9 protein-coding genes and 1 tRNA gene are annotated in these 18355 nt (G+C 54.8%); all 10 read left to right on the top strand.

The annotated features are described in order from the left end of the window. Nucleotides 1-23: 23 nt before the first annotated feature. The 10 genes from rpsM (at nucleotide 24) to B0B52_RS04740 (ending at nucleotide 18334) form a co-directional block, all read left to right on the top strand. Entirely contained in the window at nucleotides 24-389 is a 366-nt protein-coding gene (gene rpsM / locus B0B52_RS04785; RefSeq protein WP_077592476.1) for a 30S ribosomal protein S13, read from the top strand. Between the two features lie 17 nt (nucleotides 390-406). Beyond that, nucleotides 407-811 (top strand): 30S ribosomal protein S11, encoded by a 405-nt coding sequence (rpsK, locus tag B0B52_RS04780; RefSeq protein ID WP_077592475.1) that lies wholly within the window; start codon nucleotides 407-409, stop codon nucleotides 809-811. 133 nt (nucleotides 812-944) lie between these two features. After that, entirely contained in the window at nucleotides 945-1568 is a 624-nt protein-coding gene (rpsD, locus tag B0B52_RS04775; protein WP_077592474.1) for a 30S ribosomal protein S4, read from the top strand. Between the two features lie 94 nt (nucleotides 1569-1662). After that, nucleotides 1663-2652 carry a DNA-directed RNA polymerase subunit alpha gene (rpoA, locus tag B0B52_RS04770; protein ID WP_077592473.1) on the top strand — a complete coding sequence of 330 codons (990 nt, stop codon included), beginning with the start codon at nucleotides 1663-1665 and terminating at the stop codon, nucleotides 2650-2652. 85 nt (nucleotides 2653-2737) lie between these two features. Next, nucleotides 2738-3139, top strand: a complete 402-nt coding sequence (gene rplQ, locus B0B52_RS04765) for a 50S ribosomal protein L17 (protein ID WP_077592472.1) — start codon at nucleotides 2738-2740, stop codon at nucleotides 3137-3139. Nucleotides 3140-3157: 18 nt separating this feature from the next. Further along, nucleotides 3158-3234: transfer RNA gene (locus B0B52_RS04760), tRNA-Met, on the top strand. Nucleotides 3235-4040: 806 nt separating this feature from the next. Further along, nucleotides 4041-6230, top strand: a complete 2190-nt coding sequence (locus tag B0B52_RS04755) for a type I secretion system permease/ATPase (RefSeq protein ID WP_077592471.1) — start codon at nucleotides 4041-4043, stop codon at nucleotides 6228-6230. Next, on the top strand, nucleotides 6227-7642 hold the full coding sequence (locus tag B0B52_RS04750; protein WP_077592470.1) for an HlyD family type I secretion periplasmic adaptor subunit: 1416 nt from the start codon (nucleotides 6227-6229) through the stop codon (nucleotides 7640-7642). The genes B0B52_RS04755 and B0B52_RS04750 overlap by 4 nt, the downstream gene beginning before the upstream one ends. Before the next feature lie 60 nt (nucleotides 7643-7702). Beyond that, nucleotides 7703-8314: a response regulator transcription factor gene (locus B0B52_RS22810; RefSeq protein ID WP_077592469.1), complete on the top strand. Its 612-nt coding sequence runs from the start codon at nucleotides 7703-7705 to the stop codon at nucleotides 8312-8314. An 87-nt stretch (nucleotides 8315-8401) separates the two neighbouring features. Continuing rightward, entirely contained in the window at nucleotides 8402-18334 is a 9933-nt protein-coding gene (locus tag B0B52_RS04740; protein WP_077592468.1) for a tandem-95 repeat protein, read from the top strand. The last annotated feature ends 21 nt before the right edge of the window (nucleotides 18335-18355 follow it).

Genomic DNA, 18355 nt, shown 5'->3' with positions numbered 1-18355 from the left:
TTCAAGAGTTTTAGAGGACGCACATGGCTCGTATCGCTGGTATCAATATTCCGCCGCAGCAGCACGCCGAAATCGGCTTGACTGCTATTTTCGGCATCGGTCGCACTCGTGCTCGCAAAATTTGCGTTGCATGCGATATTGCGTATTCCAAGAAGGTCAAAGACCTCACAGACGGTGATCTGGAAAAAATTCGTGACCAGATCGCGCAATTCACCATTGAAGGTGATCTGCGTCGTGAAACCACGATGAACATCAAGCGCCTGATGGATATCGGCTGCTACCGTGGCTTCCGCCATCGTCGCGGACTGCCCATGCGCGGTCAGCGCACGCGCACCAATGCCCGGACCCGCAAAGGCCCGCGCAAGGCTGCAGCGTCCTTGAAGAAATAATTGAGTAAGAGGTAGTTATGGCAAAAGCCCCCAGCAGTAACGCAGCACAACGCGTTCGCAAAAAAGTACGCAAGAATGTGGCCGACGGCGTCGCACATGTTCACGCGTCCTTCAACAACACCATCATCACGATCACAGATCGCCAGGGCAACGCGTTGTCCTGGGCGTCTTCTGGCGGTCAGGGCTTCAAAGGTTCGCGTAAATCGACTCCTTTCGCTGCTCAGGTTGCTTCGGAGGTTGCTGGTCGTGCTGCCATTGAGCAAGGCATCAAGAACCTTGATGTAGAAATCAAAGGGCCTGGCCCCGGGCGTGAGTCGTCGGTTCGCGCACTTGCCGCGTTAGGAATTCGAATCAACTCGATTGCCGACGTCACACCAGTTCCCCATAACGGTTGCCGTCCACAAAAACGCCGCCGTATTTAAGTTCGACTTCACTAGGTTGGCCTTGGCTGTTGTGCAATGGCCATCCAGTGTAAGTTTTTTATCAAGCCCACCGCCGTCAGGTTTCTACCTTCGGCTCCTGCAGTTTCTGCAGCAGATGACATAAGGAATTCAAGTGGCACGCTATCTCGGCCCCAAGGCCAAACTATCCCGTCGTGAAGGCACTGATCTTTTCCTGAAAAGCGCTCGTAGAGCTATCGGGGATAAGGCTAAATTCGACTCCAAACCCGGTCAGCATGGCCGTACCTCAGGCACCCGGACGTCTGATTTTGGTCTGCAGCTTCGCGAGAAGCAAAAGGTCAAACGCATGTACGGTGTGCTGGAGAAGCAGTTCCGCCGCTATTTCGAAGAAGCTGATCGCCGTAAAGGCAACACCGGCGCCAATCTGTTATTCATTCTTGAATCCAGGCTGGACAATGTCGTTTACCGGATGGGTTTCGGATCTACCCGTGCGGAAGCGCGCCAGTTGGTCTCGCACAAGGCAATCACAGTCAATGGCGGCTCGGTGAATATTCCGTCTTACATGGTTAAGACCGGCGATGTGATCGCCGTTCGCGACAAGTCCAAGAAGCAGACCCGCGTTGCGGAAGCCCTCCAGTTGGCACAACAGGTCGGTATACCGGCTTGGGTTGATGTCAGTATTGACAAGGGCGAAGGCATCTTCAAGAAGGTACCTGATCGCGACGAGTTTGCCGCAGACGTCAACGAGTCATTGATCGTCGAACTGTATTCCCGTTAATTTTCGTTCCTGCGCTTACGGGGCACTGTAGCCGCAGGGTCGCTTCACCCGGCCTTATCGGTGTAACGAGCCGAGGGTATTGAGAGGAAGATGCATGCAAACCAATTTACTGAAACCAAAAACCATCAACGTTGAGCAGTTGGCCGCCAACCGTGCCAAGGTGACTCTGGAACCTTTTGAGCGAGGCTATGGCCATACGCTTGGCAACGCCCTTCGCCGCGTTCTGCTTTCTTCCATGGTGGGTCATGCCGCTACGGAAGTTACGATTGCTGGTGTGTTGCACGAGTACTCGTCCATTGACGGCGTCCAGGAAGATGTTGTCAACATTCTCTTGAATCTCAAGGGCGTGGTTTTCAAGTTGCACAACCGGGACGAGGTTACCTTGAGTTTGCGCAAGGACGGCGAAGGTCCGGTGACCGCGGCCGATATTCAGACACCGCACGACGTTGAAATCATTAACCCCGAGCACGTTATCGTCAATTTGTCTCACGGTGGGAAGATTGATATGCAAATCAAGGTCGAAAATGGTCGCGGCTATGTTCCGGGAACCATGCGTCGCTACGGTGACGAGTCGACCAAGTCGATCGGGCGAATTGTCCTTGATGCATCATTTTCTCCAGTAAAGCGTGTGAGCTATACAGTGGAAAGTGCCCGCGTTGAACAGCGTACCGATCTGGATAAACTGGTTCTCGAAATCGAGACCAACGGAGCGGTGACTGCGGAAGATGCCGTTCGCGCCTCCGCCAAAATTCTGGTTGAACAACTTGCCGTGTTTGCGCAGCTTGAGGGTAATGAGCTCGCTGCGTTTGATGCGCCGGTTCAGCGCAGTTCACAACAGTTCGATCCGATTTTGTTGCGCCCTGTCGACGAACTTGAGTTGACCGTTCGCTCGGCCAATTGTCTCAAAGCGGAAAATATTTACTATATCGGTGATTTGATTCAGCGTACGGAGAATGAGCTCCTTAAGACTCCGAATTTGGGTCGTAAATCACTCAACGAAATCAAGGAAGTGTTGGCCTCGCGGGGGCTAACCCTTGGCATGCGTTTGGAAAGCTGGCCTCCGGCCGGGCTGGATAAGCGCTAATTTGAAATACGCCTTTATCAGAAGGCGGTGCACGGGTAGTACCTGATACGGCTAGCCGAATTACAAAATTGAAAGGATAAGCACTATGCGCCACGGACACGGACTTCGTAAGCTCAATCGGACCAGCTCTCATCGACTGGCCATGTTACGCAACATGATGAACTCGCTGATTCAACATGAGGCCATCAAGACGACTCTTCCCAAGGCCAAAGAGTTGCGTCGTGTGGTTGAACCAATGATCACACTTGCGAAAGAACCTTCGCTGGCCAACAAGCGTTTGGCATTTGATCGATTGCGCGATCGAGACATGGTTGTCAAGCTTTTTGCTGAACTTGGCCCCCGCTACAAGGCCCGACCTGGTGGCTACACCCGCATTCTCAAGATGGGTTTTCGTGTGGGTGACAATGCGCCCATGGCATTGGTGGAATTAGTGGATCGGCCTGAAGTTGCCGAAGGCGCTGGTTCTGAAATCACAAAAGCAGAATAGGTTATAATTAACACTTATCGCGCGGTGGAGCAGCCTGGTAGCTCGTTGGGCTCATAACCCAAAGGTCGTAAGTTCAAATCTTGCCCGCGCAACCAAATCCCAAGCCGTCTAGGCTGGTAGCAAACGCCCACTTCATGTGGGCGTTTTGCTTTGTGCCCACGTTGTGCCTCATTTGTACCCCTGAGCTTGGGGCGTGAGAATAGCAACCATTGGGGTAAATTTTGCAATCGGTCTTGGCGTAACTGGTTCTAGCGGGCATTGCTGGCGATGAGTCCATGCCTGACCCTATCAGTGACGACAATCTTTCTTGATTTCAATGCCCCCGCTGTCACATGCATGTCGCCAATCACTTCGCGGACGATTGAAACTGTTACCTGACAGTGTTCGTTGATGGGGGCATTAGGTAGACTCGAATTTTCAAGCGTAAGCGCGCAACCAATTCAGGTCTAGCATTTGAAATGCAAAACGCCCTTTCATGTGGGCATTTTTCGCTCTGTCGGGTTTTCATGCGAAAAAGCACGGAGTAAAACAAGTTCTCCTCTGACACCTTTGATCTTCAGTCTGCTTAAGATTGTACGAATCTGCCGCTGTAACTAGGCGCGGTAACATGGATCACGAGTGAGGATGGTTTTTGCGGGGTAGAAATGTCGGACTTTACTGCACCCATCACTTAGACTCGCCTCAGAGGGCTCGACATGGTATGTTGCTGACGATGCCAATCCGGATTGACCTTGGCTCATGACCTTGTACGATGAGGCAAGAAAGGGTTTTCATCGGCGTCAATTGAAGAAAAATCACTTGCACATATAGCCCCAAGTACTTGATTTCCTTACAATTGGTTACTTTTTGTAAAAATCAATATTGATGAGGCTCGCCTTCAAGATTAAGAAAAATGAGTGACATGAACGTGCCATTGCAAACCAGTCCTAAGAGCGAATCTAGTCACTTGGCTCAAGGTTTGCGTGAAGACTTGCTGCATCACGATCCGTTGCTGGACTGCTTGGTGGAGTTGACTCGCATACATGGGCGTCCTAGTACCCGAGCTGCACTGTCTGCCGGCCTACCCCTTCCCAAGGGTGGACTTCCACCTTCCCTTTTTTCCCGAGCGGCTGCTCGCGCGGGGCTCTCTTGCAAGATATTGCGCCGGCCGCTTGAAAAAATAGATGCGGCTCTGCTGCCCGTCGTTCTACTTTTGGAAGGTGACGGAGCTTGCCTTCTGTTGGGTTGGGACGACAAGGGTGAAACAGCAAGCCTGCTTTTCCCGGAAGCTGGTCAAGGAGTTGTTCTGCTTTCCCGCGAACAGTTGTTGGGCCGTTATGCAGGCATCGCGATATTTTCGCGTCCTAACTTTCGCTTTGACCAACGTACGCCAGAACTTGCTGATATCCCCCAGCGGCACTGGTTTTGGGGGGCTTTTCGTGATCAGTTCCCTCTTTATCGGGACATTCTGGCTGCAGCGCTTCTGATCAATTTGTTTGCGCTTGCTTTGCCTCTGTTCTCGATGAATGTTTATGACCGCGTGGTGCCTAACTTTGCGGTGGAAACGCTCTGGATGCTGGCCTTTGGACTGCTGCTCGTGCTGGTAATTGACTATTTTCTCCGGGTGATGCGTGGGTATTTCGTAGATCTGGCTGGCTCGCGTATTGATATCAAGCTTTCAACATTGATTATGGAGAAAGTTCTGGGAATGCGGCTGTCGGAGCGCCCGGCTTCGGTGGGGTCCTACGCTGCTACCTTGCGATCATTTGAATCGGTTCGCGACTTTATTGCGTCGGCTACCGTCACAGCCGTCGTAGATCTGCCCTTCGCGCTGCTTTTCTTCCTGGTGCTTGGATGGATTTCTTGGCCGCTTGTGATTCCTCCCTTGGTTGGCGTCATGTTGGTTGTGATTTACAGCTATATTGTTCAGCACAAGATGCATGCGCTTTCCGAGACGACTTTTCGTGCGTCTGCCATGCGCAATGCGACGTTGGTCGAGACCCTAACCGCAATGGAGGCCATCAAAGCTCATGGCGCCGAAAGCCAGATGCAGGCCAAGCTGGAAGATACCGCTGCCTTTTTGGCCCGGGTGAGCGCCCAACTTCGGCTGCTGTCTTCTTCTGTAATCAATGTTGTGTCAAGTCTGCAGCAGCTGATCAATATTGTCATGATTGTTGCCGGCGTGTATCTGATCCATGCGGGCATGTTGACCATGGGTGGGTTGATTGCTGCCACCATGTTGTCAGGACGTGCCATGGCGCCACTGGGCCAAATAGTTGCCCTGTTGATGCAATATCAGAATGCTCGGACGGCTTTGGCTTCTCTGGAAGAAACCATGAAAAAGCCGGGTGAGCGCCCTGACGAAATAAATTTCGTTCATCGTCCCGACATCGCCGGAGAAATCGTATTTGACAACGTACATTTCAAGTATCCCGGGCGAACACAAGAGGCATTGCGTGGGGTTTCCTTCCGGATCAAGCCGGGGGAAAATGTAGTGGTGATCGGCCGTGTGGGTTCGGGCAAAACAACGTTACAGCGCTTGATGCTGGGGCTCTATACGCCATCGGAAGGCGCGATTTCAATGGATGGCATTGATCTGCGACAGCTCGATCCTGCTGATTTGCGTCGTAATATTGGTTATGTTGAACAAGATGCAATGCTTTTCTATGGCACATTGCGTGACAACATCGCTATTGCAGCACCGTACGCCGACGATGGGGCTATTCTGGCGGCCGCCGAGGTGGGCGGTTTGATCGAATTTGCAAACCGGCATCCCCAAGGTTTTGACATGATCATCGGGGAGCGCGGAGAGTCTCTGTCCGGTGGTCAAAGACAAGGTGTTGCCATCGCGCGAGCTGCATTGTTGGAACCGCCTGTGCTGCTGCTTGATGAGCCGACTGGTGCCATGGATTTCTCATCTGAGGCCCAGTTCAAAGAACGCCTGCGCGGCTACGCCAAACACAAAACAATGGTGGTGGTAACGCATAGGAATACCTTGCTGGATTTGGCTGACCGCATTATTGTCATTGACGAAGGGCGGGTTGTCGCCGATGGACCTTATGAACAGGTAATCGAGGCATTGAAAGCCGGCCGAATAGGGAAAGCTTCATGAAGCCGAGATGGATCACTTGGGTGCGACCCGTCATTTCTGCTTTGGAAATGATCCGGCGAACGCTGCAGCCCAGTCTTGATCGCACACTTTCGACTTGGCGTCAGGATGATCGACGCATGGATGCCGGGTTTGGAGGCGATGCGGATCGGGCAATGATTGAACAGGAGCCATTGCGAGCTCGCATGTTGGTGAATAGTCTTGGCGTGGTATTTGTTCTGGCGGTTTTGTGGGCAGGTCTTTCGGAAGTTGATGAAATTACAAAAGGAGAGGGGAAAGTTATTCCCTCCCGGCAGTTACAGGTTCTGCAAAGCCTTGATGGTGGAGTTGTTTCCGAAATCCTGGTTCAAGAAGGTCAGGTTGTGGACGCTGGGCAGGCACTGGTAAATATTGATACGACGCGCTTTGATTCGTCGGTGAAAGAAAACCGGGTGCAATATTTAGCGTTACTGGCCAAGGCGGCCAGAGTGCGCGCTCTTGCGGAGGGGGTGCCTTTCGTTCCTCCGCCCGAAGTCGCTGCCGAGGCACCGAAGACTGTAGAGGAAGAATTTCGATCTTATGAGGCGAGTACGTCGACTTTGAATGCCCAGTTGGCGATAGCTCGGCAGCAGTTGTCCCAGCGTCAGCAGGAGCTGGTTGAGATGCGTGCCAAGCGCGAACAGGCGTCTAGGGCTTATGAGCTGTCCGCCAAGGAGCTGTCATATACCAAACCACTACTGAAAGATGGTGCGGTATCGGAAGTTGAGCTGTTGAGGTTGGAGCGCGAGACAGGTCGCTTTTTTGGGGAGCGGGAAATGGCTTCTGCTCAAATCTCCAAGACACAATCAGCCATTGAAGAAGCCTCGCGCAAGGTCCAGGAAATCACCCTGAATTTTCAGAGTGAGGCTCGAAAGGAATTGTCAGAAACCCTCGCAAAGCTTAATGTGAGTTCTGCTGGCGGGGTTGGTCTGGCAGACAAGGTGGACAAGTCTTCCCTGCGCTCACCCGTTAGGGGAACGGTCAAACGTCTTCTTGTTAATACTGTCGGTGGCGTGGTTCAACCTGGCAGAGACATCATCGAGATCGTGCCTCTGGAGGAAAACTTGTTGCTTGAGGCTAAGGTATTGCCAAAAGACATCGCCTTTTTGCGACCGGGAGACCGGGCATTGGTGAAGTTCACGGCCTATGATTTTTCCATCTATGGGGGCCTCGAAGCCAAACTTGAGTTCATTGGGGCGGATTCCGTCACCGATGAGCGTGGCAACACCTTTTATACCGTACGTGTTCGTACTGAAAAGTCCAAGCTGGGGGAGGGGTTGCCTATTATTCCCGGCATGGTGGCCGAGGTAGATATCATTACCGGCCAAAAATCCATATTGTCCTATCTACTAAAACCCGTTTTAAAGGCAAAGCAGGCAGCCTTTACAGAGCGTTAGATCGAGATAGCAGTGGGTATACAGGACGCGGGGCATTTATTTCTTTGTTCGCATGGCCGCATGCTCCCTCGCTGGAGCGAAGCCTTTGAGGCGGCAAAAGCAGGGAAGATTCAAACTACCAGAGCCCAATCGGAATCAGCCAAGGTGAATGTCGTTTGGCTTCGTCTCGAGCAGGGCGTGTCTGTCGCTGAACAAATAGACCATCTTTCCCCTGGCTTGAGGTTCCTTCCTTGCGTTGTACTCAGTGATCGACCGACAGACGACGAGGCCCTTGCGGCTTTTTCGGCTGGCGCGCGGGGTTATTGCAATACCCATGCTGCAGCGCAGGTCTTGGTCCAGGTGGCGGCAGTTGTGTTGCAGGGGGGGTTGTGGATTGGCGAGTCTTTAATGCAGCGGTTGGTTGGAGCGACTAGTCGCGTCCAGGTGGCTACTGGCGTTACCGCGCCCTTCGTTCGACAAACTTGGTCTAAGGGGCTCACCGACAGGGAGAAAGAGGTTGCCCTCACTCTGGCCACCGGCGCCAGTAACAAGGAAATTGCAAGGGCGCTTGGCATTACGGAGCGCACCGTCAAAGCTCACGTAGGGGCCATCCTTGAAAAGCTTCATGTGCGAGATCGCCTCCAGCTATCCCTGGTGGTGAATGGCCAGGTATCCGGGGTTTCCCGGGGGTAGCCTTGATCTAGTACCTCGGTACAGTTCCCACGGAAAAACAAACGGACTACATTGGATCCAATTGTAATAACTCCGTCTGGAATCGCCATGGCAAATGAAGCCAAAGTTGTGGGCAATGTGGTTTTGATTGAAGGGGTGGCGTTTGCCCAAAATGCCGAAGGTGAGCAGCGTCAACTCAGATTTGGCGACCCTGTTTTCGAGGGCGAGGTAATCGTTACAACGGCCGGCGGCCGTGTGGAACTAGCGTTTGATCAGGGCGGAAAGTTTCTTCTTCGTTCCAGAGAAACTGTAACCCTCGATTCCACGGTATTTGACAACTTGTTGCCCGATGGGAATAGCGGGGCTCTCCTGACGCGTGTTGGAGAACTGACAACTATTCTCAATGCGATTAACGAGGGTAGCAGCCTTGACAGATTGTTGCAGGAAACATCGGCCGGTGTGAATTCGACTTCTGATGGTCGTGCTACCGCTTTCAGGCCAGACGACGGCAATAATTTTGTTCGTTTGTTCAGAACAGCCGAGCAGCTTGCCCCGTTGAGTTATGAATATGCGTCTCTTGATCGGCGCTCGGTTGGTGACGAAATTATTGCCCGTATATCTCCAGAAGAGAGTTTGGTGGCGCCGGTGTTGACTCCCACACCAGGAGTAATTTCGCAGCCTGTTGTAGAAGCTGCGCCGGTGATAGCGGGTGTGTTTGTGGGCACGGTGGCCGAAGACGGTACTCAGGTGGCCAGCCAGCCGGTGAGCTTTGCCAACGTGGCCAGCACGGCCGGGGGCAACGGCTACGGCAGCTTCGTGCTGTCGGGCGGGACCTGGACCTACACGCTGAACAACGCGGCGGTGCAGTTCCTGGACGTGGGCCAGAGCACGACGGACACGATCACCTACACGGCCACGAACGGCAGCACCCAGACCATCACGGTGACCATCAACGGCGCAGAAGACGCGGCCGTGATAGGCGGCGTGTTTGTGGGGACGGTGGCCGAAGACGGCGCGGCGACGGCCAGCGGCGCCTTGAGCATCAGCGACGTCGACACGAATGACCAGCCGGTGAGCTTTGCCAACGTGGCCAGCACGGCCGGGGGCAACGGCTACGGCAGCTTCGTGCTGTCGGGCGGGACCTGGACCTACACGCTGAACAACGCGGCGGTGCAGTTCCTGGACGTGGGCCAGAGCACGACGGACACGATCACCTACACGGCCACGAACGGCAGCACCCAGACCATCACGGTGACCATCAACGGCGCAGAAGACGCGGCCGTGCTGGCAAACACCGCCCTGACGTTAACGAGTGTCAATGAAGATGCGGCTACGCCATCCGGTGCCGTGGGTAGCTTGATCTCGACCCTGTTGGGTGGCAGCACAGATGCTGATGGCAGTGCAATCCAAGGGATCGCGATTACAGCAGCCGATGCTACCAATGGCACCTGGTACTACTCAACCAATGGCGGGACGAACTGGATAGCAGTTGGCGCCGTGGGCAACGCCAGTTCCTTGCTCTTGGCATCAAACGCCAATACGCGTATCTACTTTCAGCCAAATGCGAACTACACCGGGACGGTAACAACCGGCCTGACGATTCGTGCCTGGGATCAAACTTCCGGAACGGCGGGAACCAAGGTCGATACTTCCACCAATGGCGGAACCACAGCTTTCTCGAATGCCACCGACACGGTTGCCATCACGGTCGACCCGGTCAATGATGCGCCGGTCAACACAGTTCCGGGCGCGCAGACGACCAGCGAGGAAGTTACCCAAGCCATCACCGGATTGTCGATTTCGGATGCAATTGACGGCAACAGTGGCACTATGACTGTGACCCTGGCTGTGGCCAACGGCATGTTGACGGTGAGTGGCGGAACAGCCACCATTACCAATAGCGGCACCGGCACAGTAACATTGACTGGCACAGTGGCCCAGATCAACGCGACACTGGCCGCGACGGTGAATTATGTGCCGACGGCAGATTTCTACGGCACAGAAACGTTGACGATGACGACCAATGATGGCGGCAACGTCGGCGGTGGCGCGTTGACCGATGTGGATACGGTCAGTATCACGGTCTCTCCTACTGTTGATATAGCCAACGATACGGCAACAACAGCGGAAGACACGCCAATCACCATTAGCGTGCTCACCAATGACAGCTTTGAGAATGCTGGTCGAACAATTACATCAGTGGGAGGTCTGGCGATTACCGCCGGTGGCTCCGCTGTTGCTGTGGCAAACGGTACCGTCAGTCTGAATACCAGCGGCCAACTGATCTTTACACCGGCTGCTGACTACGTTGGCCTCGCATCGTTTACCTATACGGTGACGTCGGGCGGCGCAGTCGAGACCGCTACCGTTGATGTCACTGTGACCGCCGTTAATGATGCCCCGGTCAATGTGGTTGCCGGTTCGATTTCGATTACCGAGGACGTGCCGACCGCAATTACCGGTATCAGCGTCAGCGATGTTGACGTCGCAGCGGGTGTGATTACCGTCACATTGAGCGTACCAGCTGGAACCTTTACGGCAACGACCAGCGGTGGTGTGACCGTCGCCGGTTCCGGCAGCAATACACTGACTTTGACAGGCTCGCAAACCGACATCAACAGCTTCATTGCAGGCTCCGGGGTGATCTACACCACGGCCGCCAATGCAAACGGCAGCGTTGTCATGACTATGACCACCAATGACGGTGGCAACACTGGTACCGGCGGAGCACTCAGCGACACTGATGTCATTACGCTCAACATTACGCCGGTGAACGACACACCGGTCAATACAGTGACGGTTGCGCAGACGACCGACGAAGACACCAACAAAGCGATTACCGGGTTGACGATTTCCGATGCGGCCGACGGCAACGTCGGCTCCATGACTGTTACGCTCGCTGTGGCGAACGGTACTTTGACAGTCACCGGTGGCACGGCCAGTATTGCCAACAGCGGAACAGGTACTGTCACGCTAATCGGCACCGTGGCGCAAATCAATGCAACGCTTGCGTCCAACGTCACCTATGTGCCGAACGCCAATTACAACGGTGCAGACACACTGACAATGACAACCAATGACAATGGAAACGTTGGTGGAGGTGCGTTGACCGACGTGGACACAGTCGGGATTACCGTCGTTGCCATCAACGACGCTCCGGTGAACACGGTGCCTGTTTCCATCGCAGGCACGGAAGATGTCGCGACTGTCATCACCGGCATCAGCATCGGCGATGTTGACGCATCGTCCAGTACGATGAACGTAACCCTGAGTGCTCCGACGGGTACGTTGGCAGCCATTTCCAGCGGCGGTGTGACCGTAACCGGGTCTGGTACCGGCAGTTTGGTTCTGGCTGGAACACAAGCCAACATCAACGCTTTCATTGCGGCGTCCAATGTGACCTATCTGACGGCTTCCAATGTGAACGGCAGTGTGGTCTTGACGGTCACCACATCTGATCTGGGTAACACTGGCACAGGCGGTACCCTGACCGATGTGGATACCGTCACCTTGGATATTGCGGCGGTGAATGATGCGCCAACCTTGACTGCCACAGCTTCCAATCCGACCTTCACCGAGGGTGCTGGTTCGACGCAGGCTGCGGCGGTATCGGTATTCAGTGGTGCGACGGTCAGTGCTGTGGAGGCCACCCAATCGGTCACCGGGCTCACTTTCACGGTCAGCGGTTTGCTCAACGGCGCCAACGAGCAGATCGTGGTGGACGGAACAACCATCACACTGGGTGCTGATACGTCAGGAACCACGACTACCAATGGAATGACTTACAGCGTCACCATTGTTTCCGGCACGGCAACCGTGGTGTTGAGCGGTGGAACTCTTGCCAACGCCGCCACGCAGACCCTCGTCAACGGCATTACCTACCAAAATACCAGCATAGACAACCCGAGTGATGGAAACAGGGTGTTCACGCTGACGCAAATTACCGATGACGGCGGGACGGCAAATGGTGGCGTGAATACCACCGCACTTTCCATTGCCTCGACGGTCAATGTTAATCCTGTGAACGATGCGCCAGTCGTGGACCTGGATGGCAGCGCCAGCGGGACGGGTTATGCCACTACTTTCTTCGACAACGTCAGCAATCCCATTGCTATAGCGGATGCAGACATTCTTATTACCGATCTGGATCACTCAACACTTACGGGGGCAACCATCACGATTGGCACCGGCAGGCAAGGGACGGATGTCCTGACGTTTACCAATACTGCGAGCATTACCGGGAGTGCCTATAACTCGACAACAGGCGTTTTGACCTTGTCCGGAACCGATACCCTTGCAAATTACATGACAGCCATCAGATCCATGAGATTTGACAGCACATCGACCAACAACAGCACTCGAACAGTCTCTGTTGTTGTAACTGATGGAGTTACTGCAAGTACAGCCGCAAATACGACAATTACCATCAACGGATCCACTAGTGCACCTGTTGCGGTTGCAGCCAGTGCAACCGGCAATGAGGATGACCCCGCCGGGATTCCGATCACGCTTAATGCAAGTGACCCGAACGGAACGATCAACAATTTCAGGGTGACGGTATTGCCTGCCAATGGCACGCTTTACACGGATGCGGCCATGACGCAAGCGGTGGTATTGAACGCCAATATCGCCGTGACGCCGCTGGCAACCCAAAGTTTGACGCTGTATTTCAAGCCGAATGCAAATTACAACGGTGCTCCGACGTTCTCGTACAGGGCGCTAGATAATGCCGGGAACCTGAGTACTACCGTCACCGGCACGATCACGGTGACCGCGGTCAACGATGCGCCTGTCAACACCGTGACTGCGGCGTTTGCTGGGACCGAGGATACGAACCGGGCTATCACTGGCTTGTCGATTTCCGATGCCGCAGACGGCAATACCGGAACGATAACGGTAACCTTGACTGTGACCAACGGCACCATTACGGTGGCCGGGTCCGGCGCCACCATTACGAACAACAATACCAGCACGGTCACTCTTACCGGGACCGTGGCTAACATCAATACGCGGTTGAGCGCAGTGACTTACGTGCCAACAGCAGATTTCAATGGCGCTGCTGTGCTGACCATGACGACCGATGATGGCGGGAATGTGGGCGGTGGTGCCTTGACCGATGTCGATACGGTGACCATCACACTAGCGGCGGTTGCAGACATTACCAATGATGCTGTCACAACTACCGAAGACACCCCACTCAGCTTCAATGTCATTACGGGAACGAGCGGAGCGACCGCAGATACTTTTGAAAATGCCGGAAGAGTCGTCACGGCGGTGACGCAGGGCGCCAATGGCACGGTCGGCTTCACAGCTGCGGGTGTGCTGACGTATACCCCCAACGCCAACTACAGTGGCAACGACTCCTTTACCTACACCGTGACCAGTGGCGGCGTGACGGAAACCGCTACGGTGAATGTGACGGTCAGCGCAATCAACGATGCGCCAGTCAATTCGACCCCGGCCTCGATTACCGTCACTGAGGACGTAGCATCGGTTATTACCGGTATCAGCATCAGCGATGCCGACGCAAGCGGCAGCACCATGACAGTGACATTTGGGGTGCCAGCAGGCACACTGAGTGCGGTCTCCGCCGGTGGGGTGACGGTTGCCGGATCAGGTACCGGCAGCCTGGTTCTCACTGGTACCCAGGCAAATATCAACAGCTTTATTGCCGCAAGCGCCGTGACCTATACAACGGCGGCCAATGCCAATGGCACCGTGACGTTGGCCGTTACTACCAGCGACCTTGGTAACACTGGTGCCGGTGGTACTTTGACCGATGTGGACACGATCACACTGAACATCACTGCTGTTAATGACGCGCCAATACTCGACTTGGACGGCAGTGTGGCAGGGACCGGTTATGTAGCCGCCTATACCGAGAACGGAACTGGGGTACAGATCACCGATTCGGACATGACTCTGTCGGATGACGCCACCAATCTCGCGAGTGCCACCGTTACGCTGACCAACTGGCAGGCTGGTGACGTGCTGGCGATCGGGTCAATTCCAGCTGGTATCACCTATACCTTGTCCGGTCCGAACAACAATATCCTGACCTTGTCTGGTGCTGCGACGGTGGCAGACTACCAGGTGGCTTTGCGTGCAATTACCTACTCCAGTACATCCGAGAACCCTAATACGACACCGCGGACAATCACGGTTGTAGTGAACGACGGGCTAGTTGACAGCGGTACTGCGACCACAACCGTTAATGTGACTGCAATTAATGACGCTCCCGTGCTTGACCTCGACGGTAACGCGGCGGGTACGGATTTTTCCAACTACTTCATCCGAAGTGTCGGTCCGGCACCGACGCCAGTCAGGATCGCCGATCTCGACGATGTGATCTCGGACGCCGACAATGCCAATCTGACCGGCGCAACGATCACGCTGACAAATTGGCAAACCAGCGATGTGCTGGCTGTGGGCGGCTTGCCATCCGGCATTACTGCGGTGATTTCGGGTGCGAACAACAACATCGTGACTCTCTCAGGTTCTGCGAGCGTGGCGAATTACCAGACGGCACTTCAGGCCATTACGTTTACCAATGCAAGTACGACGGCGAGTTTGACTGCACGCAGCTTTACAGTGACGGTCACTGATGGCGTCACAGTCAGCAATACGGCGAACGCGACAGTCAATGTCGCAACTTCCGGCGATCCGATTGCCGCAGTGGCAAGTTCCACTGGCAACGAGGATGCTGTCGGTGGTATTCCCATCACACTGAGTGCGGTCGATCCCAACGGTACGGTCAGCACCTTCACGTTGAGTAGTGTTCCGGCCAACGGCACGCTGTATACCGATGCGGGAATGACGCAAGCCGTGGCAACCAGCACGGCCTACGCTGCGTCTGGCGGCAGTTTGACGCTGTACTTCCAGCCCACCACTCACTGGGCTGGCAGCACGACTTTCAATTTCTTTGCTACCGACAACTCAAGCGCCAACAGCACCAGTACAGTCGCAACGGTCAATGTCACTGCGGTCGCAGACACGCCAAGCCTGACGGTCAACAATTCGCTGACCCAGGTTTTCAATACCAGCTGGGAGTCGGTCGGGGCGCTCACGGCTACCTCAGACGACACCAACAATGCAACGCATGCCATGGGAACTGCTGCAATCGAAGGGTGGTCGCTGACCACTCCTGCGGTTGCAGATACCGTCGGTACTTCAGGGGGAACGCAGGTCAGCCAGTTCTACTTCAATGCGGACGGAGACCAGATACTCAACTCGAATTCGGCTACCTTGTATACCGCAGCGGGCATGCTTGGTAGCACGACTGGTGGCGATGCACAGCGCGTATTTCTGCATCTGGACAATGCGGTTAATGGAGTGTCGGCACTCAACCCGAACTACCAGACGCCGGCGATTACACGAACCATCAACGTGACCGACATCAATCACGTCTATCAATTGAGCTTGAATTACGCACCCGATGCAGCGCCGACTGCCAATACCGGCTTCCAGGTGCTGGTGGACGGTGTTGTCGTTGGCACGTATACAGCGTCCGCTGCCAACTCCTCCCTTGTGTGGCAGGCGGTGCGCTCAGGCTTCAGCTTCGCTACGACGGGCAGCCATACGATCACGATTCAAACCACTTCGCCCGAAAGTGGCAACGGTGTTGGCGGTTATTTCGACGATATTCGCCTGGTGGAAGCCCAAGGCGCCATGCAGGACAACTATCTCAGCGCCAACTACGGCACCGTCACACGCATTTCGTTGGCCGGACAAGTTACGGCCGGCCTGGTGGATACTGATGGTTCAGAAACGCTGTCCCTTGTTATCACCAACATGCCGGGGGGATCTCGTATCGTGTCTGGCGCAACTACTTACAGCCCGATCAGTGGGCAGGTGACGATTCCCTACAGCGCACTCGCTGCCGCATATTTGATGTTCCCGGAAGATTACTCCGGTCGGGTGGATCTGGGTGTTACGGCGACCTCCACCGAGAGCCTCAATGGCGCGACAGCGACAAATTCGCAGACACTGACCTTCCATATCTTCCAGCAAGGCATGTCGGCCGGCGATCCCCCATTGATGGCTGTGGTCAACGACACCACCATCGTGGAGGGCGACTACGCAATGTTCGACATCCGGCTTGGCGCGCAAACTGCCAACGATGTGACAGTGACACTGGAAACCACCAACGGTACGGCCACGGGTGCTGACTACGGCGCAGGTTTGCAATATTCAGTTAACGGCGGAACGACCTGGGCAAACTATACCGGGGCCATGGTGATTTCCTCCGGTAAAACCAGTGTTCTGGTCCGCACGACCACGACAGCTGATGGCAGTATCGAAGGTTCGGAGACTTTTACACTCACGGCCACCGTTTCTTCCGGCCCGGTTATCAATTCAGTGGCTGTCGGGACGGCTACGATTCTCGATCTTGACAGCGCGCCCATCCTGCAGGTGCGGCCAGTCGGTCAATGGACGTTTGACGAGGGATTCGGCGTTCCTGCGCTCAACGAATACCGGAACATTATTGGTACGCTGGCAGATGCCAATACGACGAATGGCAACGCCACGCCGACATGGATTACGGGTCATGCCACGACATCGAATACCGCTTTGCAGTTTGACGGCAAAGGCGCGTCGCTCTCGGTGGATCCTGCCGAACTCGATCCAATCACCAATTCTGCGACTGTCACCTTCTGGATCAAGACAACTCAAAACGCCACAACCGATGCGGCTCAGTTTGGGGGGACCGATATTGGCTGGAACCGGCCGAGCGTTATTGGTTCTGAGCAAAACAGTGCGGTCAACGATGCGCAATGGGGGTGGATTGACAACACGGGACATATCGCTCTCAATGTGGGCAATACGGCGGGTGCCAAGAGTACCACCGTCATTTCCGACGACACTTGGCATTTCGTTGCAATGACCCGTAACTCGACCACCGGGGAAACCCAGATTTGGGTAGACGGCGTACTTGAGAACACCGTTACAGCGACAGGGCTGCAAGGCACCATTACCAATGTATTCGGCATCGGTTTTACCAATGGCGTCAACAACGATTTCTCCCGCAACATCGCTAATGACAAGTACCTGAATGCCGGTGTGGATGACCTGCGAATTTACAGTAACGTATTGACCAACGAACAAGTGCGGTCTATCTGGGAAACCGAGACCAACCATCACGACGTGGGTATTGCCAACGACGGAGGTAGCTTCCAGTTTGATGTGACGGCGCGCGCATTTGACACGCTGACAGTGTCGGGTTTGCAGAGTGGCTGGGTGGTCAGCGACGACAGCGGTCATACCGCCACCAGCACCGGTATCACGCAATTTATAGATATTTCCACATGGAGCTTCGACAGCCCCCTGACCGTGACGGGGATCACCACGGCGCAATCGGCGATGATCGACATCAGCGCTACCAAAGGCGTTCATACGGTGGATCAGTTCCTCAGCCTGGTGAGCATCACGAATGCTTACGAAGGTACGGGAGGCAACAATACCCCCACTCTTACCGCGAATTCAGATTTTGCGTTCGGCAATGCCGGTATCGACACGCTGACGGGTGGGGCAGGGGATGATCGGCTGGAGGGTGGTGCCGGCAGCGATATCATCAGCGGCGGAGCGGACCGTGATCTTGTGATCGGAGGGCAGGACGCTGATACCTTGACCGGCGGCGCTGGTGCTGACATTTTTGCCTGGGAACTTAACGATGGCGGGACAGCTGGTGCACCCGTTACCGATACGGTGACTGACTTCGACCTGGCAACTCGTGCCGCGGGTGGAGACGTTCTGGATCTGCGCGACCTTCTGGTGGGAGAAACAGCGGGCTCACTGTTGGGGCAAGACAATCTGGCGAACTTCCTGCATTTCGAAAAATCAGGGGCCGACACGATTGTTCATATCAGCACGACAGGCGGTTTTGCTTCGGATCCTCATACGGTCGGCGCACCGTCAGGTGTGGTTACGGGCGCGGAGGATCAGAGGATTGTTCTGTCCGGCATCGACATGATTGGGGCCTACACCACCGACCAGCAAGTCATTCAGGACTTGCTGACGAAGGGAAAACTCAATACCGACTGATCGCGTGGTCTTGCTTTGAAA

The organism is Polaromonas sp. A23, assembly GCF_002001015.1.
Taxonomy (GTDB): domain Bacteria; phylum Pseudomonadota; class Gammaproteobacteria; order Burkholderiales; family Burkholderiaceae_C; genus Polaromonas.
Note: the sequence above shows the minus strand (reverse complement) of the source record. Positions and strands in the feature narration are given on the sequence as shown.

Bases quoted from the DNA above. Each gene is read 5' to 3' on its own strand.
- rpsK (WP_077592475.1), top strand. From the start codon at position 407: ATGGCAAAAGCCCCCAGCAGTAACGCAGCACAACGCGTTCGCAAAAAA.
- B0B52_RS04740 (WP_077592468.1), top strand. From the start codon at position 8,402: ATGGCAAATGAAGCCAAAGTTGTGGGCAATGTGGTTTTGATTGAAGGG.
- rpoA (WP_077592473.1), top strand. From the start codon at position 1,663: ATGCAAACCAATTTACTGAAACCAAAAACCATCAACGTTGAGCAGTTG.
- B0B52_RS04750 (WP_077592470.1), top strand. From the start codon at position 6,227: ATGAAGCCGAGATGGATCACTTGGGTGCGACCCGTCATTTCTGCTTTG.
- rplQ (WP_077592472.1), top strand. From the start codon at position 2,738: ATGCGCCACGGACACGGACTTCGTAAGCTCAATCGGACCAGCTCTCAT.
- B0B52_RS04755 (WP_077592471.1), top strand. From the start codon at position 4,041: ATGAACGTGCCATTGCAAACCAGTCCTAAGAGCGAATCTAGTCACTTG.
- rpsM (WP_077592476.1), top strand. From the start codon at position 24: ATGGCTCGTATCGCTGGTATCAATATTCCGCCGCAGCAGCACGCCGAA.
- B0B52_RS22810 (WP_077592469.1), top strand. From the start codon at position 7,703: ATGCTCCCTCGCTGGAGCGAAGCCTTTGAGGCGGCAAAAGCAGGGAAG.